Source organism: Comamonas kerstersii (genome assembly GCF_002056725.1).
Taxonomy (GTDB): domain Bacteria; phylum Pseudomonadota; class Gammaproteobacteria; order Burkholderiales; family Burkholderiaceae_C; genus Comamonas; species Comamonas kerstersii.
In genome coordinates this window covers 1-23,858 of sequence record NZ_CP020121.1, presented here as the reverse complement: position 1 = coordinate 23,858, position 23,858 = coordinate 1, and the positions used below count along the sequence as shown (strand labels likewise).

Below are 23,858 nucleotides of genomic sequence, written 5' to 3'. Positions count from 1 at the left end.
AAGCCCGCTTGTTGCACGCCAGCAGATGGGCTTGAATGGCAGCTCCTGTATGGATTGGAGCTGGCCATGACCACTGTTGCTGAGATTCTGAAGTCCAAAGCTGTGTCCACGGTGATCCGCATTGCACCCACGGCCACGGTGTATGACGCCTTGCGCCTGATGTCCGACAAGGACATCGGCGCGCTGCTGGTGATGGAGGGCGAGTCCATCGTCGGCATCTTCACGGAGCGCGACTATGCCCGCAAGATTGCCCTGATGGGCCGGGCTTCCGTGGACACCCCGGTGCGCGATGTGATGACGCGAGCCGTGCTGTTTGTGCAGCCCAGCCAGACCAGCGAGGAATGCATGGAGCTGATGACCCGCAAGCGCCTGCGCCACCTGCCGGTGGTGGATGACGGCAAGCTGCTGGGGCTGATCTCGATTGGTGATCTGGTCAAAAGCATCATCTCCCAGCAGCAGTTTGTGATTGAGCAGCTGGAGCATTACATCACCGGCGGTCGCTGAGGGTTGCTGAAACTTTGAGCATAAAAATGGCTGCCAGCGCTTGATATATAAGCGCTGGCAGCTATCAAAATAAAAAACTGCGCTCACCCCACAGCACGCAAGGCGTCTGCTCCGTTCAGCGCACTGTGCTGCACGCTGGCCACGCCACGCACCACATCGCCAATCACCAGAATGCTGGGGCTGCCGAGCTGGTGATCTGCCATGGTCTGTGCCAGTGCCTGCAGTGTGCTGATGGCGTGGCGCTGCTGGGGCAGGCTGGCGTGCTGAATGATGGCTGCGGGCGTGCTGTGCGCAAGACCTCCGGCCTGTAGCTCCTGGGCAATCTGCGCAGCCACTGCGACGCCCATGTAGATCACCAGCGTGAGTTTGGCGGCCTGTGCTGTTGCCGCAATCTGCTGCCAGTCGGGCGACGCTCCCCCAGGTTTGGGATGGCCGGTGATAAAGAGCACGCCATGGGCGCGGTCACGGTGGGTGAGTGGTGCACCCAGGCTGGTCAGCCCAGCCAGCCCTGCAGTGATGCCGTTGATGACTTCGACTTGCACCCCGGCTGCACGCAGGTGCTCGACTTCTTCCCCTCCACGGCCAAAGATAAAAGGGTCGCCCCCTTTGAGGCGGACGATATGCTCTCCCTCTCTGACGGCTTGCAGCATGAGTTTTTCGATAAAGGCCTGCGACGTGCTCTGGCAGCCGCCGCGCTTGCCGACATGGATGATGCGGGTGCCGGGATCGGCCAGTGCCACGATGGCGGGAGAGACCAGGTCATCGACCAGCAGCACGGTGGCGCGCTGAATGGCCTTGAGCGCCTTGATGGTGAGCAGTTCAGGGTCGCCAGGGCCTGCACCAACCAAGGTGCAGCTGCCAGCAGACGGGGGGAGCAATGCGTGCGTCATGGTGTTTCCTTGCTCAAAGTGGTGCTGTCTCAGGTACTCGCACTGCCGCCGGTGTCTGCTGCACCAGCTGGCGCAATGTGGGCAGGCAGGAGCCACATTGCGTGCCGCAGCGTAGCTGGTCTTGCAGCTGGTGCAGGCGGTCGGTGTCGCTGCCATGGCAGACAGAGAGCTGCGCACGGATGGCTGTGGCATCCACCCCCCAGCAGCTGCAGACCACCTGGCGTGCAACTGCTGCAGGCGCTGCCTGCATATCGGGGTGCAGCAGTTGCTGGCTGGTGAAGGGCAGGGCTTGCTGGGCCTGCAGCAGTGGCAGCAAGGAGGTGGCAGCGCTGGCATCCCCGCACAGCAGCATGGCCTCCAGATGGATGGCGGCCTGCTCGCCACGGCGCAGCAGCAGTGTGCGGCTGTGGCTGCGGTGTGGGTCTGCATAGTGCAGCAGGTTGTCGCCTTCCAGATGCAGCAGGTGTGCCATCCGCTGCAGCAGCGCGGCATCTGGTGCACGGTCGCTGGCTGCACGCAGCAGCACACCGCTGCGCGCTGCGGCTGCGTCCTGCAAAGTGCCTGCACTGCCAAAAGGCACGCAGCAGGCAAAGGCAAAAGCGGGCATCAGTGCGGCCAGTTGCTGGCGCACGGCCAGCACTTCATCGGCAGGCAGCCACGCCGCAGCCACCATTTGCCAGGGCAGAGTGAGCGCGTCCACGCGCACAGGGACATGTTTGAGTTCAGGCTGTTTGGACTGGGCGCAGAACACAGGGGTGGTCAGCTGATTGACGCCAGCAACAGGCTGCCCCTGTGCGTCATGACCACTCAGATATTCGCTGCCCCAGTGCATGGGCAGGTAGAGCTGGGACAGGCCCAGTGTGGCATCGGCCTGCACGGGGGCAATCAGCGTGCCATAGCGGCTTTCGATGCGTACTAGCTGGCCTGTCTGCAGACGGCGGCGTTCCATGTCCTGCGGGTGCATGTGCAGCTGTGGCTCAGGCACATGGGCAAACAGGCGTGCCACCTGGCCGGTACGGCTCATGCCATGCCAGTGGTCGCGCAGGCGGCCCGTGGTCAGGCTGAATGGGTGGTGTGCGCTGCGGGCTTTTGCTACGGGCTGGTAAGCCTGGGCTGCAAAGCGCGCACGGCCATCGGGTGTGGGAAAGATACCGTTGGCATACAGACGAGGCTGTCCCTGTGTGGCCCCGGCGGGGTAGGGCCATTGCTGTGGGCCACGCTGTTCCAGCAGTTCCCAGGACAGGCCGGTAATGTCCAGATCACGGCCACGGGTGCTTTCGCGGTGTTCTTCCCAGATGGCTTGTGCACTGGCAGCGGGCTGCTCTGTGTCATAGGGGAAGAGCGTGGGCTGGCCGGGGCGCAGCAAGGCTTCGAGGCGCTGGGCAATCTGCACGGCAATCTGCCAGTCGTGGCGTGCTTCACCGAGCGGGGGCAGGGCAGCACGTACGCGGGAGATACAGCGTTCGCTATTGGTGACGGTGCCGAGTTTTTCCCCCCAGGTCGTGGCAGGCAGCAGTAGGTCTGCAAAGCCTGCCGTGGCGGTGGTGGCAAAAGCATCCTGCACGATGACCAGCTCGGCGGCTTCCAGGGCGCGGCGCACCAGTTGCTGGTCAGGCATGCTGTGGGCCGGGTTGGTGCACACAATCCACAGCAGCTTGATCTGGCCCTGGGCTGCAGCTTCAAACATTTCGACAGCGCTCTTGCCGGGTGTGGCGGGCACCTCGTCCACGCCCCAGTGCGCGGCTACTTCAGCGCGGTGCGCAGGATTGCCCATGTCGCGGTGCGCGCTGAGCAGGTTGGACATTCCGCCTACCTCACGCCCGCCCATGGCATTGGGCTGGCCGGTGAGCGAAAACGGCCCGGCCCCGGCGCGGCCTATTTGTCCCGTGGCCAGGTGCAGGTTGATGAGTGCCGCATTCTTGGCTGTGCCCTGGCTGCTCTGGTTCAGGCCCTGGCAGTACAGACTCAGGGTGGGCTGCCGCTGCGCAGCGGTCTCTGCATCACCGCCGAGTGCAAACCAGCGTGCGGCCTGGTGCAGATCGGCTGGGGCAATGCCGCAGGTGCGCGCCACTTTCTCGGGCGTGGCGTCGCGAACCAGCTGCTTCAGGTCGGCGAAGCCGGTGGTGTGCTGGGCGATGTAGTCGTGGTCTATCCAGCCTTCCCAGAGCATGATGTGCAGCATGCCGTGAAACAGCAGCACATCGGTGCCGGGCTGCAGGGGCAGGTACAGGTCGGCCATTTCCGCTGTCTCAGTGCGGCGCGGATCGGCGACGATGATCTTGAGCTGCGGGTTGGCCACGCGTGCATCTTCAATGCGGCGAAACAGCACGGGATGGGCCCAGGCAGCATTGCTGCCGACGATGAACAGGCACTGCGCATGCTGCACATCCTCGTAGCAGGCAGGCGGTGCATCCGCACCCAGGGTGCTCTTGTAGCCCGCCACAGCGCTGCTCATGCACAGGCGTGAGTTGGTATCGATATTGTTGGTGCCCAGCAGCCCTTTGGTGAGCTTGTTGAACACGTAGTAATCCTCGGTCAGCAGCTGGCCGCTGCCGTAGATGCCAACCGCATCCGGACCATGCTGGCGCACGATGTCGGCCATGCGTGTGGCAACAAGTTCGATGACACTGTCCCAGCTGATGGGCTCAGGTGTAGCGCCACGCTGCAGGCGCTGCATGGGCTGCAGCAGCCGCGTCTGCTGTGCCAGCACAGGGTCGCTGCTCAGGTGCAGCGTGCTGCCTTTGGTGCACAGACGCCCGTAGTTGGCTGGGTGCTCAGGGTCGCCACGTACACCGGTGATGCGTTGCCCATCACTTTCAATCAGCACGCCGCAGCCGACACCGCAGTAGGGGCAGGTAGAACGGGTTGTGGTAGAGGTCATGGGCGCATCCTTTGTGGTGCTATGCCGTCAGGCCATGCTGGAGCAGCGCTGGCCGGAGCAGCGCTGGGCGGGGCCAGCGATGGGGCGTGTCAGGTCCAGCGCAACGGTGGCGAGTTCTTCGGCATCCAGATAGACCTGTCCTTCCTCTACTTTGACCTGAAAGCTGGGGGTGCAGCCTTCGTCAGGTGCGGCCGCGTGGCCGTTGTCGAGTGCAATCGTCCAGTTGTGCAGCGGGCAGGCCACACTGCGACCAAACACCAGGCCCTGGGAGAGTGGGCCGCCCTTGTGCGGGCAGCGGTCCAGCAGTGCAAAGACTTCGTGGCTGGCGTTGCGAAATACCGCGACGTCAAGACCTTGGGCACGTGCTACACGGCGTGCACCGAGTACGGGGATGTCGTCCACAGCGCAAATCAGTTGCCAGGTTGTCATGGGAAATTCCTTTTCAAGCAATGGGTTCAGGCAGTCACAGAGGTGGGGGCAGGTGCTGCCACCTGGATGGGAATGACGCGGTCAAACTGGCGCGTATCGACGGCGGCCTTGCTGAATTCAAACCAGGGGTCAGGCTCGCCATCGAGCGCAAACTGCAGCTGCTCCCACAGTGCCTTGCGTCCGGCGTGGTCTTCCAGAATGCGCTGCTTCACATAGTCCATGCCCACGCGCTCCAGGAAGTGCACGGTGCGCTCCAGATACCAGCCTTCCAGGCGGTACAGCTGCATGAAGGCCCCCGTGTACTCCAGCACTTCCTCGGCGGTCTTGAGCTTGGTGAAGAACTGGGCCACCTCGGTCTTGATACCGCCATTGCCGCCAATGACCATCTCCCAGCCGCTGTCTACGCCGATGATGCCCACGTCCTTGATACCAGCCTCGGCACAGTTGCGCGGGCAGCCGCTGACGGCGAACTTGACCTTGTGCGGGGCATACATGCGCCACATGGCGTGCTCCAGGTCTTTGCCCATCTGGGTGCTGTCTTGCGTGCCCATGCGGCACCATTCGCTGCCCACGCAGGTCTTGACGGTGCGCAGCGCCTTGGCATAGCCGTGGCCGCTGGGCATGCCCAGATCACGCCACACATTCACCAGATCTTCCTTTTTGACGCCCAGCAGGTCCACGCGCTGGCCGCCTGTGACTTTAACGGTGGGAATCTGGTACTTGTCCACCACGTCTGCAATGCGGCGTAGCTCGTCGGCATTGGTCTCTCCGGCCCACATGCGAGGAATCACGCTATACGTGCCGTCTTTCTGGATGTTGGCGTGGGAGCGCTCGTTGATCAGCCGGCTTTGCGGGTCATCCTGGGCCTCTTTCGGCCAGGTGGAGATCAGGTAGTAGTTGATGGCGGGGCGGCAAGTTGGGCAGCCGTTGGGGGTTTGCCAGTCCAGCGCGGCAAACACATCGCTGATACGCAGCAGGTGCTGGTCACGAATGGCATCGCGCACAGCCTGGTGTCCATGGCTGGTGCAGCCGCAGATGGCCTTGGTCTTGGGGGCTGCGGAGTAGTCGCCCCCGGCGGTGAACATGATGATTTGTTCAACCAGCCCCGTGCAGGAGCCGCAGCTGGCACTGGCCTTGGTGTGCTTGCGCACGTCTTCCAGTGTGAACAGCCCTTTTTCCTTGATGGCCTTGCAGATAGTGCCCTTGGTGACGCCATTGCAGCCGCAGACCTCGTCACTGTCCTGCATGCTGGAGGCCTTGTTGTGGCCCTGGTGGCCGCTGTCACCGATATTGGATTCACCAAAGATCAGGCGGTCACGGATGTCTGCCACCGAGCGGCCTTCCCGCAGCAGCTTGAAGTACCAGCTGCCATCGACGGTGTCGCCATACAGGCAGGCGCCCACCAGCTTGTTGTCCTTGAGCACCAGCTTTTTGTAGATGCCGCCGCCGGGGGCAAACGGGTCACGCAGCACGATGGTTTCGGTATCTGCATCGCCCTGGAAGTTGCCTGCAGAAAACAGATCTATGCCTGTGACCTTGAGCTTGGTGGAAGTGAGCGAGCCCGTGTAGCGCGCAATGCCCCACTCCGCCAGGTGGTTGGCCAGCACCTTGGCCTGCTCGAACAGGGGAGCAACCAGGCCATAGGCAATACCGCGGTGGTTGGCACATTCCCCTACGGCGTAGATACGCGGGTCGGTTACGGTCTGCATGGTGTCACTGACCACAATGCCGCGGTCCACATGCAGGTGGGCGCTTTGCGCCAGTGCGGTGTTGGGGCGAATGCCTACGGCCATGACCACCAGCTGGGCAGGTACTTCGCGGCCGTCCTTGAAGCGCACGGCGCGTACGCGGCCATTGGCATCACCCAGCAGTTCCTGCGTGTGGGCCTGCATCAGAAAGTTCAGGCCACGCGCTTGCAGAGACTGCTGCAGCATCTTGCCGGCGACGTCGTCCAACTGGCGTTCCATGAGCCAGTCGTTCACATGCACGACCGAGACCTGCATGCCGCGCTTGCTCAGTCCGTTGGCGGCTTCCAGGCCCAGCAGGCCGCCGCCGATGACCACAGCCTGTGTGTAACGCTCGGCAGCATCAATCATGGCCTGCGTGTCTGCAATGTCGCGGTAGCCGATAACACCATCCAGATCAGCGCCGGGCACAGGCAGTATGAAAGGGTTCGATCCCGTGGCCAGCACCAGGCGGTCGTAAGCGGCCGTGATGGTCTGGCCTTCTTTGTTTGTGGCAGTCACTGTGCGCTGGATGAGGTTGATTTCCGTGACCTGGTAGCCCGCATGCAGCGTGATGCCGTTGTCGTGGTACCAGTTCCAGTCGTTGAGTACGATTTCTTCCAGCGTCTGCTCTCCAGCCAGTACGGGTGAGAGCAGGATGCGGTTGTAGTTGGGGTGGGGTTCGGCACCGAAGACGGTGATCTCATAGTGCTCGGGGGCAATCTTGAGCAGCTCTTCGAGCGTGCGGATTCCGGCCATGCCGTTACCAACCAAGACCAGTTTGAACTTTTTCATTACGACCCTCGTGCGTGTGTTGGACTAGGAAACAAAAAAGGCGCCATTCCCTGCGCAGCATGGCCGCGAGGAAAGACGCCTTTGTCTTGGGTTCTGGTCCGTCGTTGCACCTCAACCCTGCAGCCAGCTTTGGCTGCGTGCTGTTTGTTGCAAAAGCTGTGCCAGGCAGAGCGGCCCTTGTGGATGCCTGCAGCTGGGAGCGCTCGCTGCCTTGCTGCACTTTGATGGTGCATGTGCACCAAGGTGTGCATGGCGAAATGTGCCGCACATGAAAAAAGCCACCTGCACAGGGCTGGTGGCTGGTTGGTAGCGGTTTTGTGTGATCAGGCCGCTTTTTCCACGTGCTTCTGGCGGGTGTAGAGAAAGTCGATCACTGCCTTGCGGCAGCGCTGGTATTCCGCATCTTCAGCCAGGGCCACGCGGTCGCGTGGACGGGGCAGGGGGACGGGCAGCACTTCACCAATGGTGGCGGCAGGGCCGTTGGTCATCATCACGATCTTGTCGGACAGCAGCACGGCTTCATCCACATCGTGCGTGACCATGACCACAGTGCTCTGCGTGCGGGCCACGATTTCCAGCAGTTCGTCCTGCAGCTTGGCGCGGGTGAGGGCATCCAGTGCACCAAAGGGTTCGTCCATGAGCAGCACCTGTGGCTCCATGGACAGCGCACGGGCAATGCCTACGCGCTGCTTCATGCCGCCGGAGATTTCACCGGGGCGTTTGCTGGCTGCATGGCTCAGGCCCACCAGTTCCAGGGCCGCATCGGTGCGGGCCTTGAGCTGAGCCTTGCTTTCATGCTTGCCAAACACGCGCTCCACAGCCAGATAGACGTTGGCGTGGCAGGTCAGCCAGGGCAGCAGCGAGTGGTTCTGGAACACCACGGCGCGTTCCGGGCCGGGGCCTTTGATTTCACGATTGGCACACAGCAGCACGCCTGCTGTGGGTGTGGTCAGGCCTGCAATCAGGTTGAGCAGGGTGGACTTGCCGCAGCCCGAGTGGCCGATGAGGCTGACAAACTCGCCCTTGGTAATGCTGAGGTTGATGTCGCGCAGCGCAGGGAACAGGCCCTTGCTGGTCTGGAAGGTCTGTGCGACGTTCTGGATCTCGATGAATTTATCGCTCATGACTTCACCTCTTCATATGTAAAGGCTGACGCCAGTTTGACCAGCGCCCACTCCAGCATCAGACCGACTACGCCGATGACAAAGATGGCGATGATGATGTTGGTCACGTTCAGGTTGTTCCATTCGTCCCAGACCCAGAAGCCAATGCCTACGCCGCCAGTCAGCATCTCGGCTGCCACGATCACCAGCCAGGCGGTGCCCACGGCCAGACGCACACCGGTCAGCAGATAGGGCAGCACGGCTGGGAACAGGATGGTGGTGGCGATCTTCCATTCGGAGAGGTTGAGCACTCGGGCTACGTTCATGTAGTCCTGCGGTACGCGCTGTACGCCAACGGCCGTGTTGATGACCATGGGCCAGATGGAGCAGATGAAGATGGTCCAGATGGCGGCAGGGTTGGCACCCTGAAAGACCAGCAGACCGATGGGCAGCCAGGCCAGGGGGGAGACAGGGCGCAGCAGGCCAATGATGGGGTTGCACATGCGCGAGAGAAACGCAAAGCGCCCAATCACAAAGCCCAGCGGAATGCCGACCAGTGCCGCCAGACCAAAGCCCATGGCCACACGCTGCAGTGAAGACAGCACATTCCAGCCGATGCCCTGGTCATTAGGGCCATTGCGGTAGAACGGATCACTGAACACCGTGATGGCCTGCTGCCAGGTCGCCAGTGGGGTAGGGATGGCTCCGTCGGTGGAGCTGGAAATCAGCGACCACATGCCAATCAGCAGCACAAAACCCAGCAAAGGCGGAAAAGCTGCGCTGGCGAGTTTGCGAGCCGTCTGTGCCACAGGGGCTTTTGCATGTGTTGCGCTGGCCGCAGTAGCAGGGGCAGCAGCGCTTGCGCTGTGATCCAGCGTGGGCGTAGATGGGGTGGCGCTGCTCGCAGGCGGTGCGCTTGATGCAGCAGGCGCTGGGGTGTGGAAAACGGCACTGACCATGGAAGTGCTCCTTAAACCTTGATGGCAAAGCTGTCGGCGTACTGGGCGGGATTGCTGCCGTCCCAGACCTTGCCGTCAATGAGTTTGCTGCTGCGCATGACGTTCTTGGGCACGGCAATGTTCAGCTGTGAGGCCGCCTGCTTGTACAGATCAATCTGGTTGATCTGCTGGGCCACGGCAAGATAGTCAGGGTGCTCCTTGAGCAAGCCCCAGCGCTTGTGCTGGGTGAGGAACCACATGCCATCCGACAGATAGGGGAAGTTCACGCTGCCATCGTTGAAGAACTTCATGTGGTTGGCGTCGTCCCAGGTCTTGCCCAGGCCGTTCTGGTAGCGACCCAGAATGCGCTGGTTGATGGCGTCTACGTTGGTGTTGACGTAGGACTTGTCGGCAATGGTTTCGGCCATCTTGACCTTGTTCTGCAGGCTGGCGTCAATCCACTGGCTGGCTTCGAGAATCGCCATCATCACGGCGCGCGCGGTGTTGGGGTTCTGTTTGACGAAGTCGGCCGTGGTGCCCAGCACCTTTTCTGGGTGGTCCTGCCAGATGTCCTGAGAGGTCACTGCGGTGATGCCAATCTTGTCCATGATGGCGCGGTGGTTCCAGGGTTCGCCCACGCAGAAGCCATCCATGTTGCCCACGCGCATATTGGCCACCATCTGTGGAGGCGGGACGGTGATGACCTTCGCATCTTTGAACGGGTTGATGCCTGCGCTGGCCAGCCAGTAGTACAGCCACATGGCGTGTGTGCCGGTGGGGAAGGTCTGGGCAAAGGTGTAATCGCGCTTTTCCTTGGCCATGAGCTGGGCCAGGCTGGCGGCATCCACAGCACCTTTGTCTGCCAGTTTCTTGGAGAGGCTGATGGCCTGGCCATTGTTGTTGAGCGTCATCAGAACGGCCATGTCCTTTTTCGCGCCGCCAACGCCCAGCTGCAGGCCATAGACCAGACCATAGAGCACATGGGCCATGTCCAGATCGCCATTGCTGAGTTTGTCGCGCACACCGGCCCAGCTGGCTTCCTTGGTGGGAATGATCTTGACGCCGTATTTCTGGTCAAAGCCCAGCACGGAGGCCATGACGACGCTGGCGCAGTCTGTCAGCGGAATGAATCCGATCTTGACTTCCTTTTTTTCAGGGGCGTCAGATCCTGCTGCCCAGGCACCATGGTGGCCCAGCTGTGTGTAGAGCAGGGCGCCAGCAGCCATGCTGGACGATTGGCTCAGAAAGCGGCGGCGGGAGGGATTGGTCGCAGTTTGCGCAATGGGGTTGGCAGAGGGGTGTTGTGCCATGGTACTGCTCCTTCGAGGCTGAACTAAGAACGCATAAGAGGTAGAAAACAAACGGCGTCCCGATCCGGCCTGCCAGAGCAGGGGATGGGACGCCGTTGTCCTTGATGTACTGTCTCCAGACCGCCGTTGGCCGGGATTCGTTGCATCTGTATGCACGAAGCGTGCCAGTTTATGTTTCGCGCAGATTCAGCAGTTCAGCCATCGACAGTACAGACTGGGCGACGTCCACAATGCGGCGGTTCTGTGTCATCGCAGTCTGGCGAAGCAGCTTGTGGGCCTGGCTCTCGCTGAGGTTTTGCTGCGTCATCAGCATGCCCTTGGCGCGTTCCACGACTTTGCGCTCATTCAGGGCCTGCCGGACAGCTTCCAGCTCAGTGCGCATGGTCTGCAGGCGTTGTGACTGTTCCTGAACGACCTGTAGCACGGAGGCTTTGAACTGGGTTGTGAGCTGTGCATCCCATGAGTGCCTGGAGGCTTGGGCAAAGAATTCAGGCCATACATCTTCCGTGCTCGGCTGTGTGAGCTGGGCTGGCTGCTTCAGCGCTTGCTGCGCACTGTGCAGGTGGGCCGTACATTCCTGAACCAGCGTTTGAGCCAGTTTCGATTCAATCTGGTGCATGCCATCCATGACGTGGGTGCATGCTTCAAACCACACTTCGCTGAGATCACGTGGCAGTGGCGCGCTGGCTATGGCTGTACAGCCAATCCGTCTGAGACGTTCAATGGTGATCTGGTCAGGGCCCATGACGACGAGCTGATTCCACTCAAGGATCAGATCGGCAGGCGCGCATTCCGCGAACACCTGAAAGCAGCGTTCCTGCGACTCAATCAAATGCAGCCAGTGCTGCTGGCGCTCGCTGTCGCTGCGCCCAGCGCTAAAGGCTGCTGCGCCGGTGGCACGCTCCTGACCTGCCAGCTCCTTGCCCTGCATGAAGTGGAACATGGCCACCAGCAGGCGAGAGATGCTGGGGTAAGTGGCGCTGTCTGCGGCTTCAAACACGACCGCCAGCAAGCCTGCAATCAGGCGTGCATAGGCTTGTGTCGAGTCGTTGACGCTCAGGCGCTGCTGCGTGACGTGCTGGCGCAGCGCAGGCAGCGCCTCAATGCCTTGCAATACATAGGCAATATCGCTGCACAGGCGAGCACCTTGCCCACCCGAAAGACTGGAGACATCGAGCGTATGCAGCATGTCGCGCACGGTGGCAATGGCCTGATCGCTGGATATACGCTGCGCCTGCAAGGATTGCGCAGCACGACTGCCTTGGCTGGCCAGCCAGATGCTGGACAGGCCTCTTTCCTTTTGCAGGGCATGGATCAGTTCGGCAAGTGTCCGAACAAAGCTGCTGGTGCGCAGCAGCTGTTGCAGTTCATTGATTTCACACTGGCGTGCAGCGGTCAGAAAGTGCAGAGCAGTATCCATGGCGGGGCTTGGGAATGGTGATTCCCCGCTGTGGTGCAATTTTTATGCCGTAGAGCACCAGACAGGCGCTCAGACCGTGAGCGCAGCGGCTTGCTGGGTGGGCTGACCCGCGCTGCCCAATGATGCTGGTATGCGTTGCAGTGACTCTGTAGGTTGCGCTGCTTCATGCTGCACCTTGAAACGCTGCACCAGTGCACGCAGATGCTCCGACTGGGCGCGCAGGCTGTGGGCAGCCGCGGCGCTTTCTTCGACCAGGGCGGCGTTTTGCTGTGTCATCTGGTCGAGTGAGCCCACGGCTTCATTGACCTGCGCTACGCCGTCACGCTGTTCAGCCGCATGGTGGTTGATGTTTTCCATGACCTGGGTGACATGCTGGATGGCCTGTACCACTTCGGTCATGGTGCTGCCTGCGTCCTGCGCCAGCTGTGCACCATCGGCAATGCGGTCTACGGAGGCCTGAATCAGCGCCTTGATTTCCTTGGCGGCCTGTGCACTGCGCTGAGCCAGGGAGCGCACTTCGGCAGCGACCACGGCAAAGCCACGGCCCTGATCGCCTGCACGCGCAGCCTCTACGGCAGCGTTCAGCGCCAGGATGTTGGTTTGGAAGGCAATGCCGTCGATCACGCCGATGATGTCGGCAATCTTCTGGCTGCGCTGGTGGATGTCGGTCATAGTCTGGACCACGTCATGCACGACGGTGCCGCCATGCTGGGCTACGCCGCAGGCCTGCTGTGCCATCTCTGCCGCCTGCTGGGCGCTGTGGGCAGTGTCCTGCAGGGTCTGGGTCAGCTGCACCATGGCAGCTGCGGCCTGCTGCAGGTGGCTGGAGGTGATTTCAGTGCGCTGTGAAAGGTCCTGGTTGCCCGAGGCGATTTCATCGCTGGCCAGGTGAATGGCTTCACTGCTGTGGCGCACGTCTTCGATCATGCGCGACAGAGACTGCCTCATGTGCTGCAGCGACTGCAGCAGCTGACCGAATTCGTCACGCCGTGTGCTCTGGTGCGTGATGTTCAGATCACCACTGGCAATCTGTTCGGCCATCTGGTTGGCCTGCTGCAGCGAGCGGCGGATGCTGTTGATCAGCAGATAGGCACCCACGGCAATGCCCAGCAGCAGAAACACCATGTTGATGGCAGCGGCACGCACTACGCCCTGGCGTGCGGCGCCCATGTCAGAGCGCATCTGCGCCAGCTGCTCGGCCTGCTGACTCACAAACTGCTGCAGTGCCTGGATGTAGGCCTGTGCGGCCTGGTCATAGCGCTGACGCAGATCCTGCAGCTGCAGGCTGTGCCCCTGCGCTTTCAGTTGCAGCGCCTGTGCACCCAGGCTTTGCAGCTGCTGGCGCTGCTGGGCCAGCAGCTGCACCGTGGCCTGCTGCTCAGCGTCGAGGCTGGTGGTGGTGAGCTGCTGAATCAGCGTCTGCAGCGTGGACTGGGTCTGTGCCATCTGAGCTTCAAAGCGACGGGCATCCTCGGCGCTGCCGCTGGCCAGTGCAGCCTGTGTGCGCACGGTGTTGACCTGGGCCAGTGCGCTCCACTGTGCGGCCTGATCCAGTCGTTGTGACAGCAGGCTGTCCTGCTGGTTGAACTTTTGCTGGTGGCTGGCGGAGTTATAGCCTGCATGGCCCACGATGATGATGGCCCCCAGAACGATGCAGACTACGCTGAGCCAGAGTTTTTTTGTCACGCTGATGTGTTTCATGCGGCGGTTCACCATGACCTTCCAATGCGGCGCTGGTCGAGCGGACCAGCCAGGCGCTTTTCAAAAACGAACGATCGTGCGAAACCCTAGTTGAAACCAAACGTAAGTAAAAGCGTATTGGTGCATACGTGTATTGAGGGTTAGTCCGAGGCTGATTGAGCGTGTTTTTTGCGCTTTGACAAGTTGTTGGATCAAGCTTTGTTGAAGCTGCAGACAGGGGCTGGAATCGCAAGAAGATGTATTGATAATGGTGAGGTTTTGTCCTACACCTCTTGCTTTGAACGACCCATGCATTTGCGCTTTTGTGTTCCACGGCATCTGTGCCTGAAAACCGCATTGATTGCCGCGTTGTCGCTGGTTGCACCATGGTCCATGGCTGGCAGCAACTCCAAGCAACCTATCACCCAGGCAGCGCTGCAGGCGCGTTTGCAGGAGGCCCAGGGCAACCCGGAACTGGGTCAGCGGCTGTACAGCCTCGGCAAGAAAGTCGCAGCAGTGTGTGCCAACTGCCACGGACCACAGAAAAGCCGCGAGTTTCTGGAAGTGCCTTATCTGGAGGGGCAGAACCCGGCGTATCTGGTGGAACAGATTCGCCAGTTCTCGCAGGGTGAGCGCAAGAACGCTTTCATGGAAGGTATTCTCAAGGCCATGAACCGCGATGAGATGGTGGGCATGGTGCTGTTCTACGAGAAGGAAAAACTGCCTGTGCGTCAGCCTGCAGACCAGGAACTGTACGCCCGAGGCAAGGCTTACTATGGGCGCATCTGCATCAACTGCCACGCTGCCGACGGTCATGGCAATGAGCGCCTGCCGCGCATTGCTGGCCAGCATTACGGTTATGTGGACATGACGCTCAAGCGCTACCGCGATGGCAGCACCGTGCGCTCTGACCCGAACATGGCATTCGTGACCAAGGCCATGACGGACCAGGACATTGCAGCGGTGGCCACCTATCTTGAAACCATGCCCTAGGGTGGTGTTCGCGGCGTTGACTGCGAGCTTGCGTATGTCACGAGCCCCTGCAAGGCCCAGGCCTGCAGGGGTTTGTTGTCTGCAGCCTTCGCCCATGGGCTGCGCAGGCGCATACTTGGCGGCTTATTGTGTGGACTTCCGGACTTTTTTCACATCATGACCTTGGCAGCTGCGCCCATTGGTGTTTTTGACAGCGGTATTGGTGGCCTGAGCGTGCTGCAGGCGCTGCGCCATGAATTACCGCAGGAGCACTTTGTCTATCTGGCAGACAGCGGCCATGCGCCCTATGGCGAGCGTGGCGATGCCTTTGTGCAGGCGCGCACGCATGCGATTGCCCACCATCTGCGTGCCCGGCATGGCATCAAGGCGCTGGTGATTGCCTGCAATACGGCCACGGCTGCGGCGGTGGAGTCGCTGCGTGCGGCCCTGCCGGATCTGCCCATGATCGGGGTGGAGCCCGCGATCAAGCCCGCATCCCTTTCCAGCCAGACGCACCATGTGGGGGTGATGGCAACACGGGGCACGGTGGAAAGCCGCCGCTTTCACAAGCTGCTGCACGAGCATGGGCAGCACACGCAGTTTCATGCACAGGCCTGCGATGGCCTGGCACGAGCGATTGAGCTGAGTACGCAGGCCGAAGATGGCGCTATGGAAGTACAAGCGCTTTGCGCCCGCTATATCAGCGCTTTAGGCCAATTTGGCTTGAAGACTGGAGAGATGGACACGCTGGTGCTGGGCTGCACCCACTATGTGTTTGCCAAGCCACAGCTGCGCGCCCTGGTGGGGCCGGATGTGCAGCTGATTGATACCGGCGCAGCCGTTGCACGCCAGACGCGCCGCCTGCTGAACAAGGCGCAGACGCTGCGTGCAGAGCCTGCAGACCGTGACCCGGCGGCGCTGGCTGGGGCGCAGCAGATACAGCTTATGACCACCGGGCAGCTCAGTGCGCTGCAGGCCGCTGCTGCGCGTTGGCTGGATGTGCCTGCCAGCCGCTGCGTGCAAGTGCAGGTAGATTCAAAACCCATAGCTGCCAGCGCTTGATAGATAAGCGCTAGCGGATATTTTTGCTTGAAATTTAATGGGGCTGGACGCCGGGCAGAAATTCAATGCCGGTGCGCTTGACCAGCTCGGCATAGCTGATGGGCTTGCTCACACGTGCATCGTCGCGGTTGGGCTGCCAGTGTGCCCAGGCGCGGTTGGTGCTGGCGTCATAGACCAGCTTGTACAGATAGCTGGGCACAGCCACCTTGTTGTCGCCCACAGTGCTGGGCTTCTGGTCAAACACGGGGCCGGTGATGATGTAGACATCGCCCTTGGCGCGGCTGGCGTAGCTGCGCGTGTCTTTTTCAATGCGTGCCCAGGGGCCGCTGTTCTGCTTCATGGACTGGGGCACCATATTGGCCAGCGAAAAGCTCTGTGCCATGGCCTGTGCGGTGGGCATGTCTGCAGCAGGTGCCATGTGGCCACGTGAGTAACCGGAGTTCCTGTAGTCGCTCAGTTCTGCACGCTCGGCACGAGGCAGACGGGCGTCTGCAAAGAACTTGTTGGTGCGCTTTTCGTCCGCATCGGCTACCAGTGCGCGGTTCATGCGCTGCGCCACATACATGGGCGTGCGTGTATTGCCGTTGTGCATGATGGCAAAGGCGTCATAGCACAGGTCACGCAGTTTGGACTGGGTATGGATGATAGGCGGCTGGCCGGCGGCAAAGAACTGGCGGCAGCTCTTGAAGCTGTCACTGGTTGCAGCGCGTGCTGCGGGTGTGGCGGGGGTACTGGCCTGAGAGCTCGAACTGTTGCCCAAGCAGGCGCTGAGCAGGGTGATGCCCAAAAGGGCACCCAAGGCAGCACGTGCACTGCGTGCTGAAAACTTCTGAGAAATCACGGCAAATCCCTTGCAGCCTATGCGGCTGTTGTTCACAAATCAATAGCAAGGGATTGGAGCAGGTTTTGACAAAAGGTTCCGATGAATGGTTTTTGGGCCTTGTCTGGACAGCGGCTCAATTGCCGTCCCAGCTGGCGCTCCAGCGATCGCCCCAGTCCTGGCGTACGCGCTCGATGCTGCGCCGGTCGCGTTTGGTAGGGCGGCCAGTGTGCTGGGTGGCAATGCTGGCGGCTGGCTCAGGGGCCAGGCGGCGCTGCTCGGCCAGGCGTGCACGCTCGGCCATGCTCTCCTGCGTTTCGGCGTACAGCTGCTGAGCCACGGGGGCTGGGCCGCGCATATTGCTCAGGCCCAGTACCTTGACGGTCTTGGGTACATCACCCTGACGCAGGGCAATGGTGTCGCCTACACGGATTTCACGCGAAGCCTTGGCTGCCATGGCGTTCACGGTCACGCGGTTCTTGCTGATTTGTTCAACCGCAAGACTGCGCGTCTTGTAAAAGCGTGCAGCCCACAGCCACTTGTCCAGGCGCATGGAAGAAATTTCACTCATGGCCGTGATTTTCCCGGATGTAGCAACTTCTGCTGCGAAGGAATATGCATGCTGCTGCGGGTTTTTACTGTCTGCAGCCCTACCGATGAACGGGAAGATGCGGCAGCCTGCCCTTGATCCTGCGCAGAATGACCAACGGTCACAGGTGGCAGCCTGTGTCCTGTCTGCCGCAGTGACGCAATCACAGGAAAGCATGCGATGACGGAACAGAACATCAAGCAAGACAACGAGACAGCCATGGAAAGACAGACATGCCATGCCTGGCAGATGGGCGCGGGGGGCGCTATTGTGCTGGCCGCACTGGCGCTGGCATGGGGGGCATGGCGGATTCCTGCGCAGACGGCGCAAAACGATGGTGGTGCAGCTTTGCTGCCCACGCTGTGCGCTGCAGCATTGCTGTTGTGTGGCGGCTGGCTGGTGTGGGACGCAAGGCATGGGGGCTGGCGCAACATGGCGGCGTCTGCCGGGCAGGGGCAGCTGCAGATCACACCCTGGGTGTGGGTGAGCGCAGGCATGTTGCTGGGTGCACTGCTGATACGCCACAGCGGTTTTGTGCTGGCGGCAGCGCTTTGCTACGTGCTGGCTCTGCAGGGGCTGCGCCGCGCAGCACAGCCTGATCTGCCCTTGCGCGGCAGGCGCGTGCTGACCGATGTACTGGTGGGGCTGGTGCTGGCGGCGCTGGTGTATGTGCTGTTTGTACGGGTGCTGGGCGTGAGCCTGCCAGCGGGGTGGCTGCCATGGATGTGATGCAGGCATTGTGGCAGGGGCTGGTGCTGGCCTGTACCGTGCAGAACTTGGCATGGGCACTGGCAGGCTGTGTGCTGGGCACGGTGATGGGCGTGCTGCCGGGCTTTGGTGCGTCGGCAGCCATGGCGCTGCTGCTGCCCATGACGTTTCATGTGGATGTGACCCAGGCCTTCATCTTCTTTATTGCTGTGGCCTGTGGCGGCATGTATGGCGGCTCGACCACCTCCATTCTTTTTAACGCTCCGGGCGAGACAGCCAGCATGGTCACAGCCATGGAGGGCAAGCGCATGGCGCTCAATGGCCGTGCCGGGGTGGCGCTGGCTACGGCGGCGGTGGGTTCGCTGGTTGCGGGCACACTGGCGGCCTTGTTTGTGGTCTGGGCCGCGCCCTGGGTGGCAGGTATTGCGAGCAAGCTGGGGCCTGCAGAGATCTTCATGCTCATGGTGATGGCACTGGGTGCGGTGAGCGCCGCCATCGGCAAGAGCACGCTGCGTGGAGTGACGGCGCTGTGCGCAGGCATTGCGCTGGCCTGCATCGGCCATGAAACCGTGGGCGGCACGGAGCGGCTCACAGGCGGGCTGCCGCTGCTGTACGACGGCATTGACATGGTGCTGGTAGCTGTTGGCCTGCTGGTCGTGGCCGAGGTGCTGCATGCAGCCATGTTTGAAGGGCGTGTGCGCTACACGCTCAACACCGTAGGGCGTGTACGCATGTCGCGCGAGGACTGGAAGCGCTCCTGGCGGCCCTGGCTGCGCGGTACGGCCATTGGCCTGCCGTTTGGCTGTGTACCGCTGGGCGGCGTGGATATGCCCACGTATGTGAGCTATGCCTCGGAGCGCTATATGGCCTCCGAGCCGCGCCGCAGGGAGTTTGGGCGTGAGGGTGCGATTGAAGGCGTGGCCGGGCCGGAAGCTGCGAACAATGCCACGGTGACGGCGGCCTTGATTCCGCTGCTGGTCATGGGCATTCCCACCAGCAATGCCACGGCTGTGATGCTGGGTGCCTTTCAGAACTACGGCATGCAGCCTGGGCCGCAGTGGTTCAGCAATGGCTACTGGCTGGTGTGGGTGCTGATGGGCTCGCTGTTTATCAGCAACCTCATGCTGTGGGTGCTGAACATGCCGCTGGTGCGCATGTGGACGCCGCTGCTGCGCATTCCCCGCCCACACCTGCATGCGGCCATGCTGGTGCTGGCGACAGCCGGGGTCTATGGCATGCGCCAGAGTGTGGGCGATCTGTGCCTGCTGTATGGCCTGGGGCTGCTGGGCGTGGTCATGCGACGCTTTGACTTTCCTGTCACCCCGCTGGTAATTGGCGTGGCACTGGGGCCACTGGCCGAGGTGCAGCTGCGCCAGGCGCTGGCTGTGGGCCATGGCAGCTGGGCCATCTTTGTGCAGCGCCCCCTGGCTCTGGCGTTGCTGATCGCGGTGGTAGCTTTGATTGCCGCGCCAGCACTGCTCAAAGGCTGGGCCAGACGCCGCATGGCGCAGGCGCGCGGTCAGAAGCGGAATGTGTAGCGCAGCTTGCGTTCAGATCCCAAGAAAAACAAAAGGCCCTGGCATTGCGCCAGGGCCTTTTGCTTAGGGTGAGCCGCTGGTGTGCGGAGCAGCGCTTATTCGATCAGCATGGGCTCCTGCTGGCTGGATGCCAGTGCATGGCTGCGAGGTGCAGCCTGTGCAGCAGCTGCGGGAGCCAGTCGGGGAGCCTGCAGCTGGCTTTCACTGCCGGTCTTGAAAGTGGCTACCAGGCGGTTCAGCTCGGCAGCCTGATAGCTCAGGCTGTTGGCGGCGGCAGCGCTTTCTTCCACCAGTGCGGCGTTTTGCTGGGTGACCTGGTCGAGCTGGGCAATCGCATCGCTGACCTGGCCGGTACCCTGGCTTTGCTCCTGGCTGGCGTTGCTGATTTCCTGAATCAGGGCGGCCACGCTCTGGACCTGCTGCACCACGTCGCCAATGGTCTTGCCCGTGGCTTCGACCAGGGTCGTGCCTTCGTTGACCTGGCTGACGCTTTGCTGGATCAGCAGCTTGATTTCCTTGGCTGCCTCGGCACTGCGACCTGCCAGAGCACGCACTTCGCCAGCGACCACGGCAAAGCCGCGGCCCTGCTCACCCGCACGTGCGGCTTCCACCGCAGCATTGAGCGCCAGGATGTTGGTCTGGAAGGCAATGCCATCAATCACGCCGATGATGTCGGCAATCTTGCGCGAGCTGGCAGAAATGGTTTCCATGGTCTGTGTGACCTGCTCCATGGCCTCGCCGCCCTGGCTGGCAGTGTGTGCAGCATTGCGGGCCAGGGTGGTGGCCTGCTGGGCGTTGTCGGTGTTGCGACGCACGGTAGAAGCCAGCTCTTCCATGCTGGCCGCAGTCTGCTGCAGGTTGCTGGCCTGCTCTTCGGTGCGCTGCGACAGGTCGTTGTTACCGGTCGAGATCTGGGTGGCCCCGGTGGCAATGGACTCGCTGCTTTCGCGGATGCGGCCGACAATGCTCAGCAGGTTGTTGTTCATGCCCTTGAGCGCCAGCATCAGGCGGCCCAGCTCGTCCTTGGAGGTGACTTCAATGTGCGAGCGCAGATCGCCCTGTGCCACGGTCTCGGCCACCTGCACGGCGCTGTCCAGGTTGCGGGTGATGGTGCGGATGATGAGGCTGGCGCTGATGAGGGTCAGTACCAGCAAGATAGCAACGGTCACTGCTGCCAGCATCATGGTACGGGTGCTGGCGGCCTGTGCTTCTTCATAGGCCTGCAGCGCCAGCTGCTCCTGCATGGCAGACAGCTGCTGCAGACTCGCGGCGAGCGGGCTCACGCTGGGGAAAAGCCGGTATTCGATGAAGGAACCCAGACCTTCGTGGTCATCGCGCTCAAAGAGGCGCAGCACATCATCAATGCGCGGAGAAATGGCTTCCAGCAAGGTGTTGACACGGTCAGCCAGCGCTTTTTCCTCAGCAGTGAGTTGGGTCTGCATATAGGCGTTCCAGGCAGCCTGCGCGTCATTGCGCGCCTGTGTCAGCGTGTCCTTGCCGGATTCAGCCAGGATTTGCTGGTTGTAGACCTTGTTCGTGGTTTCCACCAGCTTGATGCCGTAGGCATCGGCAATCAGCTTGAGCTGCTGCATGGGCATCACGCGGTTGTTATAGATGCTGGCCATGCGCTGGTTGGCGCTGTTGAGTTCCAGCATCAGCGTGATGGAGGTGGCCAGTGTCAGCACCAGTAACGAGGCCACCAGCAGCCATAGCTTGGCCCGGATACTGAGGTTTTTTATCGTTTGCATCTCTTCCTTTTTTCCTGCTTGCTCCAGAACGACGGGCTGTGCTCCTAGCACAGTCGGATGGTCGAAGCTGAATCACCAAATGAAATCGACACAAATTGTGGCAGATTGTTACTTTTTGGACGAGACTGAATGGCAGGGCCTCTTGCATGCTGATGAATGCCTGTGCGCGTAATTTGCCAACAAGTGGTGGCACACGGAGGCAATTGGTGGGTAAAAGCGCCGATATGCATCGCGTACTGCGAAGTGAACATTTCCCAATTGCGTTTTGAGGTGGGCCCATGCCCTGCACGCTGGACACAAAAAAGCCCCTGGGGTGACCAGGGGCTGTGTAGTGCGAGGAGGGGCTCAGTCCGGCATGGAGCAATGGCCGCCCTGGACTGCCACGCCCGAGCCTGCGGCGATCAGCGGCGCTTCAAAGCGCAGATCGACGGGCTTGGAGGTGTGAAAGTCCCAGGCCAGAAAGGCCAGCAAAATCACCCAGAACGCGGTGCGCAGTACGACAGTTTGTTTCATGGCTGTGCGTCCTTTCCTTTACAGACCAAAGTGGCGGCGAATGCGCAGACCAAAGATGGTGCCTGCGAAGGCCAGTGGCACCCAGATCCAGCCGTGGATGGAACCCGTGGAAATGCCCGAGAACATGGCGCCCACATTGCAGCCAAAGGCCAGGCGCGAGCTGTAGCCCAGCACCAGGCCGGCGATCAGCACAACGATCCACTGCTTGCCGGTCAGGGCCTTGCCGCAGTCTGGTGAGGAAGCGCTGACCCACAGGGCACCCGCCAGAATGCCGATATTGGTGATGCTGGTTACATCCAGCAGCACGGTCTCATGCAGGCGTGCGGCATTGCCGGGCTGGCTCCAGAACCAGTTGGTGGACAGATCCATCAGGCCAGTGGTGTTGGCAATTTTTGCGGCCCACAGACCAAAGCCATAGACCACGCCCCAGGGCTGGCCGGCAATCACCAGGTTCAACGTGGCAAAGATGGCCAGCAGCACAGCGCCCACGATCCACTTGCGCACGAACATGGGCTTGGGCTGGCGGCCTGCCTTCAGGTGGTAGCGCTTGCAGTAAAAGCTGATGCCTGCGGCCACCAGCGCCAGACCGGCCAGCGTGGCGGCAAGGGCCACATCCCAGCCCCATTCAGACACCAGGCCTACGGGCTGAGTGCGGCCGAGATCGAGCCACCAGCCCAGATGCACGCTGCCCAGAAAGCTGCCAATGGCAAACACGGGCAGCACGGCGGCGTTCATGGGAATGCCCAGACCGGCCTTGTACAGCGTGCCGCTGCCGCAGCCGTCGGCAATCTGCATGCACAGGCCGAAGATAAAGGCGCCCACAATCAGGCTCACGCTGGGTGGGCCAAGGGCGGCGGTCAGTTCAGGAAAGTAGCCCAGCAGCGGCATGGCCATGCAAGCCGCCAGCGCCAGCAACAGCAGCTGGCCAAAGACGCCGGAGGGGTCTTTGTCTTCCACCAGCATGCGCCAGCCCGTGGTAAAGCCAAAGCGGCGGCTGGCCAGCACGCCACCCAGACCGATGCCAACGGCAAACAGCGCGGCCTGGCGCACGGAGACTGACCACAGCAGCCAGCCAAAGAACAAGGCCATCAGAATGGCCAAAGGTAATCGCTTCATGGGAAGGCAACCTCTCTTATTGATACTAAATCAGGAGCGGCTAGCGCTTGAAATATCTAGGTTTCCAATAGATTTCTATGTGAAACCCAATAAATACAAGCGCTGACAGCTCTCTTTTTTTGTTGTTAGTTGAACTTGCGTTCCCACCATTGCTTGGTAGCGCGCATCAGCTGCTCACCGCGGCCTGGCATGTTCTGCATGGCAGGAAAGTCCGGCTGCTGCGTCCAGTCCACCATGGAGCCAGCGTACAGCTTCACATTGGGAATGCCTGCCACTTCGCTCAGGCCAAACCAGTCGGTCGCGGCCCAGTGGCCGGTGTTGCAGAAGGCCACGGCATTCTGGCCTTCAGGCACATGGATCCTGGCGGCAATTTCCTGGGCCTTGTCTGCATCAACAAAGCGGCTGGTCTTGGGCTCGAACCACTGGTTGAAATCCAGCTGCACCGCGCCGGGCAGGGTGCCTGCGAGCTTGGCGGCAGGCGCCTGTGTCTTGCCCTGGTAGAAAGCATCAGGGCGCGAGTCCACCAGCACGGGCGTTGCTCAGCTTGAGGCTCTGGGAAATTTCTTCACGGGTCGACAGCCAGCTGGCGTCAAACGTGGGCGCATAGGTGCTGGGCGCGACCTGGATGGCGACGTTGGAGTAAGGCAGCTTGGCAGCTTCCCACTCCTTGAGGCCGCCGTTGAGGATGGACAGCTCCTTCAGTCCCAGCGACTTGAGCGTCCAGTACACGCGCGCCATGGCGCCAAAGTCGGTGGTGTCCTTGCCATGCGAAACGACGACGGCATGGGTCTCAGGCGTCAGGCCCAGGGACTGCACCAGCGCGACCAGCTTGTCATGGTCAGGCAGCTCACCGGGATTGGTGGCAGGGCCGCGCCATTTGCCATACGGGGCATTCACGGCTCCCGGAATATGGTTGGCCGCAAAGTCCTTCGGCGGGCGAATGTCAATGACGCGCACCTGTGGCTGGTCCAGCAGGGCAGAAAGCTCGGTGGGCGACAGCAGCGGCGGGGCGGCAAATGCCCAGCCACTGATGCCCCATGTCAGAGCGATGGCAATAAGAGGTCGGTGTTTCATGAAAGGCAGCCGTTCAAACGCAGTTGCAAGCCACAGCGTGGCCA

The 23,858-nt window shown here is 61.5% G+C and carries 19 protein-coding genes and 1 pseudogene; 5 read left to right on the top strand and 15 right to left on the bottom strand.

Annotated elements, in window-relative coordinates:
• The first annotated feature begins 66 nt into the window (after nt 1–66).
• Nucleotides 67–504, top strand: a complete 438-nt coding sequence (locus B5M06_RS00095) for a CBS domain-containing protein (protein WP_054067029.1) — start codon at nt 67–69, stop codon at nt 502–504.
• An 83-nt stretch (nt 505–587) separates the two neighbouring features.
• On the opposite strand, the gene cobA is transcribed toward B5M06_RS00095, so the two are convergent.
• The 9 genes from cobA to B5M06_RS00050 form a co-directional block, all read right to left on the bottom strand.
• Nucleotides 588–1,394 carry a uroporphyrinogen-III C-methyltransferase gene (cobA, locus tag B5M06_RS00090; RefSeq protein ID WP_054066981.1) on the bottom strand — a complete coding sequence of 269 codons (807 nt, stop codon included), beginning with the start codon at nt 1,392–1,394 and terminating at the stop codon, nt 588–590.
• Between the two features lie 13 nt (nt 1,395–1,407).
• Nucleotides 1,408–4,275, bottom strand: a complete 2,868-nt coding sequence (locus tag B5M06_RS00085; RefSeq protein WP_054066982.1) for a nitrate reductase — start codon at nt 4,273–4,275, stop codon at nt 1,408–1,410.
• Between the two features lie 27 nt (nt 4,276–4,302).
• The gene (nirD, locus tag B5M06_RS00080; protein ID WP_054067030.1) at nt 4,303–4,704 is read right to left on the bottom strand and encodes a nitrite reductase small subunit NirD; all 402 of its coding nucleotides are present in this window, start codon (nt 4,702–4,704) and stop codon (nt 4,303–4,305) included.
• A 26-nt stretch (nt 4,705–4,730) separates the two neighbouring features.
• On the bottom strand, nt 4,731–7,223 hold the full coding sequence (gene nirB / locus B5M06_RS00075; RefSeq protein ID WP_054066983.1) for a nitrite reductase large subunit NirB: 2,493 nt from the start codon (nt 7,221–7,223) through the stop codon (nt 4,731–4,733).
• A gap of 323 nt (nt 7,224–7,546) precedes the next feature.
• A complete protein-coding gene (locus B5M06_RS00070; protein ID WP_054066984.1) occupies nt 7,547–8,347 on the bottom strand; it encodes an ABC transporter ATP-binding protein in 801 nt (266 codons plus the stop codon).
• Entirely contained in the window at nt 8,344–9,285 is a 942-nt protein-coding gene (gene ntrB, locus B5M06_RS00065; RefSeq protein WP_054066985.1) for a nitrate ABC transporter permease, read from the bottom strand. The genes B5M06_RS00070 and ntrB overlap by 4 nt, the downstream gene beginning before the upstream one ends.
• Before the next feature lie 11 nt (nt 9,286–9,296).
• Complete coding sequence (locus tag B5M06_RS00060) at nt 9,297–10,574, bottom strand: CmpA/NrtA family ABC transporter substrate-binding protein (protein WP_054066986.1); 1,278 nt, start codon at nt 10,572–10,574, stop codon at nt 9,297–9,299.
• A gap of 169 nt (nt 10,575–10,743) precedes the next feature.
• Nucleotides 10,744–11,994 carry a nitrate regulatory protein gene (locus tag B5M06_RS00055; RefSeq protein ID WP_054066987.1) on the bottom strand — a complete coding sequence of 417 codons (1,251 nt, stop codon included), beginning with the start codon at nt 11,992–11,994 and terminating at the stop codon, nt 10,744–10,746.
• A 69-nt stretch (nt 11,995–12,063) separates the two neighbouring features.
• Nucleotides 12,064–13,695 (bottom strand): methyl-accepting chemotaxis protein, encoded by a 1,632-nt coding sequence (locus B5M06_RS00050; protein WP_162777442.1) that lies wholly within the window; start codon nt 13,693–13,695, stop codon nt 12,064–12,066.
• A 288-nt stretch (nt 13,696–13,983) separates the two neighbouring features.
• Between B5M06_RS00050 and B5M06_RS00045 the strand changes: the two genes are divergently transcribed.
• Nucleotides 13,984–14,667: a c-type cytochrome gene (locus B5M06_RS00045; RefSeq protein WP_077344648.1), complete on the top strand. Its 684-nt coding sequence runs from the start codon at nt 13,984–13,986 to the stop codon at nt 14,665–14,667.
• Nucleotides 14,668–14,823: 156 nt separating this feature from the next.
• The gene (gene murI, locus B5M06_RS00040; RefSeq protein ID WP_054066990.1) at nt 14,824–15,708 is read left to right on the top strand and encodes a glutamate racemase; all 885 of its coding nucleotides are present in this window, start codon (nt 14,824–14,826) and stop codon (nt 15,706–15,708) included.
• Nucleotides 15,709–15,742: 34 nt separating this feature from the next.
• Here the strand turns inward: murI and B5M06_RS00035 are convergent, their stop codons facing one another.
• Nucleotides 15,743–16,483, bottom strand: coding sequence for a DNA/RNA non-specific endonuclease (locus B5M06_RS00035; RefSeq protein ID WP_420809987.1), 741 nt, complete (start codon nt 16,481–16,483; stop codon nt 15,743–15,745).
• Nucleotides 16,484–16,664: 181 nt separating this feature from the next.
• Nucleotides 16,665–17,099: an RNA-binding S4 domain-containing protein gene (locus B5M06_RS00030; RefSeq protein WP_054066991.1), complete on the bottom strand. Its 435-nt coding sequence runs from the start codon at nt 17,097–17,099 to the stop codon at nt 16,665–16,667.
• 198 nt (nt 17,100–17,297) lie between these two features.
• Between B5M06_RS00030 and B5M06_RS00025 the strand changes: the two genes are divergently transcribed.
• Entirely contained in the window at nt 17,298–17,846 is a 549-nt protein-coding gene (locus B5M06_RS00025) for a tripartite tricarboxylate transporter TctB family protein (RefSeq protein ID WP_054066992.1), read from the top strand.
• Nucleotides 17,837–19,363, top strand: coding sequence for a tripartite tricarboxylate transporter permease (locus B5M06_RS00020; RefSeq protein ID WP_054067032.1), 1,527 nt, complete (start codon nt 17,837–17,839; stop codon nt 19,361–19,363). The genes B5M06_RS00025 and B5M06_RS00020 overlap by 10 nt, the downstream gene beginning before the upstream one ends.
• Before the next feature lie 95 nt (nt 19,364–19,458).
• On the opposite strand, the gene B5M06_RS17620 is transcribed toward B5M06_RS00020, so the two are convergent.
• The 4 genes and pseudogenes from B5M06_RS17620 to B5M06_RS00005 all read right to left on the bottom strand — a co-directional run bounded on the left by B5M06_RS17620 (nt 19,459) and on the right by B5M06_RS00005 (nt 23,814).
• The gene (locus B5M06_RS17620) at nt 19,459–21,111 is read right to left on the bottom strand and encodes a methyl-accepting chemotaxis protein (protein WP_080025119.1); all 1,653 of its coding nucleotides are present in this window, start codon (nt 21,109–21,111) and stop codon (nt 19,459–19,461) included.
• Nucleotides 21,112–21,456: 345 nt separating this feature from the next.
• Nucleotides 21,457–21,624 carry a hypothetical protein gene (locus B5M06_RS17210; protein WP_205245376.1) on the bottom strand — a complete coding sequence of 56 codons (168 nt, stop codon included), beginning with the start codon at nt 21,622–21,624 and terminating at the stop codon, nt 21,457–21,459.
• An 18-nt stretch (nt 21,625–21,642) separates the two neighbouring features.
• Nucleotides 21,643–22,740 (bottom strand): YeeE/YedE family protein, encoded by a 1,098-nt coding sequence (locus B5M06_RS00010; RefSeq protein WP_054066993.1) that lies wholly within the window; start codon nt 22,738–22,740, stop codon nt 21,643–21,645.
• 125 nt (nt 22,741–22,865) lie between these two features.
• Nucleotides 22,866–23,814: pseudogene (locus tag B5M06_RS00005) on the bottom strand (sulfurtransferase).
• Nucleotides 23,815–23,858: the final 44 nt, after the last annotated feature.

Bases quoted from the DNA above. Each gene is read 5' to 3' on its own strand.
- B5M06_RS00095 (WP_054067029.1), top strand. From the start codon at position 67: ATGACCACTGTTGCTGAGATTCTGAAGTCCAAAGCTGTGTCCACGGTG.
- cobA (WP_054066981.1), bottom strand. From the start codon at position 1,394: ATGACGCACGCATTGCTCCCCCCGTCTGCTGGCAGCTGCACCTTGGTT.
- B5M06_RS00085 (WP_054066982.1), bottom strand. From the start codon at position 4,275: ATGACCTCTACCACAACCCGTTCTACCTGCCCCTACTGCGGTGTCGGC.
- nirD (WP_054067030.1), bottom strand. From the start codon at position 4,704: ATGACAACCTGGCAACTGATTTGCGCTGTGGACGACATCCCCGTACTC.
- nirB (WP_054066983.1), bottom strand. From the start codon at position 7,223: ATGAAAAAGTTCAAACTGGTCTTGGTTGGTAACGGCATGGCCGGAATC.
- B5M06_RS00070 (WP_054066984.1), bottom strand. From the start codon at position 8,347: ATGAGCGATAAATTCATCGAGATCCAGAACGTCGCACAGACCTTCCAG.
- ntrB (WP_054066985.1), bottom strand. From the start codon at position 9,285: ATGGTCAGTGCCGTTTTCCACACCCCAGCGCCTGCTGCATCAAGCGCA.
- B5M06_RS00060 (WP_054066986.1), bottom strand. From the start codon at position 10,574: ATGGCACAACACCCCTCTGCCAACCCCATTGCGCAAACTGCGACCAAT.
- B5M06_RS00055 (WP_054066987.1), bottom strand. From the start codon at position 11,994: ATGGATACTGCTCTGCACTTTCTGACCGCTGCACGCCAGTGTGAAATC.
- B5M06_RS00050 (WP_162777442.1), bottom strand. From the start codon at position 13,695: ATGAAACACATCAGCGTGACAAAAAAACTCTGGCTCAGCGTAGTCTGC.
- B5M06_RS00045 (WP_077344648.1), top strand. From the start codon at position 13,984: ATGCATTTGCGCTTTTGTGTTCCACGGCATCTGTGCCTGAAAACCGCA.
- murI (WP_054066990.1), top strand. From the start codon at position 14,824: ATGACCTTGGCAGCTGCGCCCATTGGTGTTTTTGACAGCGGTATTGGT.
- B5M06_RS00030 (WP_054066991.1), bottom strand. From the start codon at position 17,099: ATGAGTGAAATTTCTTCCATGCGCCTGGACAAGTGGCTGTGGGCTGCA.
- B5M06_RS00025 (WP_054066992.1), top strand. From the start codon at position 17,298: ATGACGGAACAGAACATCAAGCAAGACAACGAGACAGCCATGGAAAGA.
- B5M06_RS00020 (WP_054067032.1), top strand. From the start codon at position 17,837: ATGGATGTGATGCAGGCATTGTGGCAGGGGCTGGTGCTGGCCTGTACC.
- B5M06_RS17620 (WP_080025119.1), bottom strand. From the start codon at position 21,111: ATGCAAACGATAAAAAACCTCAGTATCCGGGCCAAGCTATGGCTGCTG.
- B5M06_RS17210 (WP_205245376.1), bottom strand. From the start codon at position 21,624: ATGAAACAAACTGTCGTACTGCGCACCGCGTTCTGGGTGATTTTGCTG.
- B5M06_RS00010 (WP_054066993.1), bottom strand. From the start codon at position 22,740: ATGAAGCGATTACCTTTGGCCATTCTGATGGCCTTGTTCTTTGGCTGG.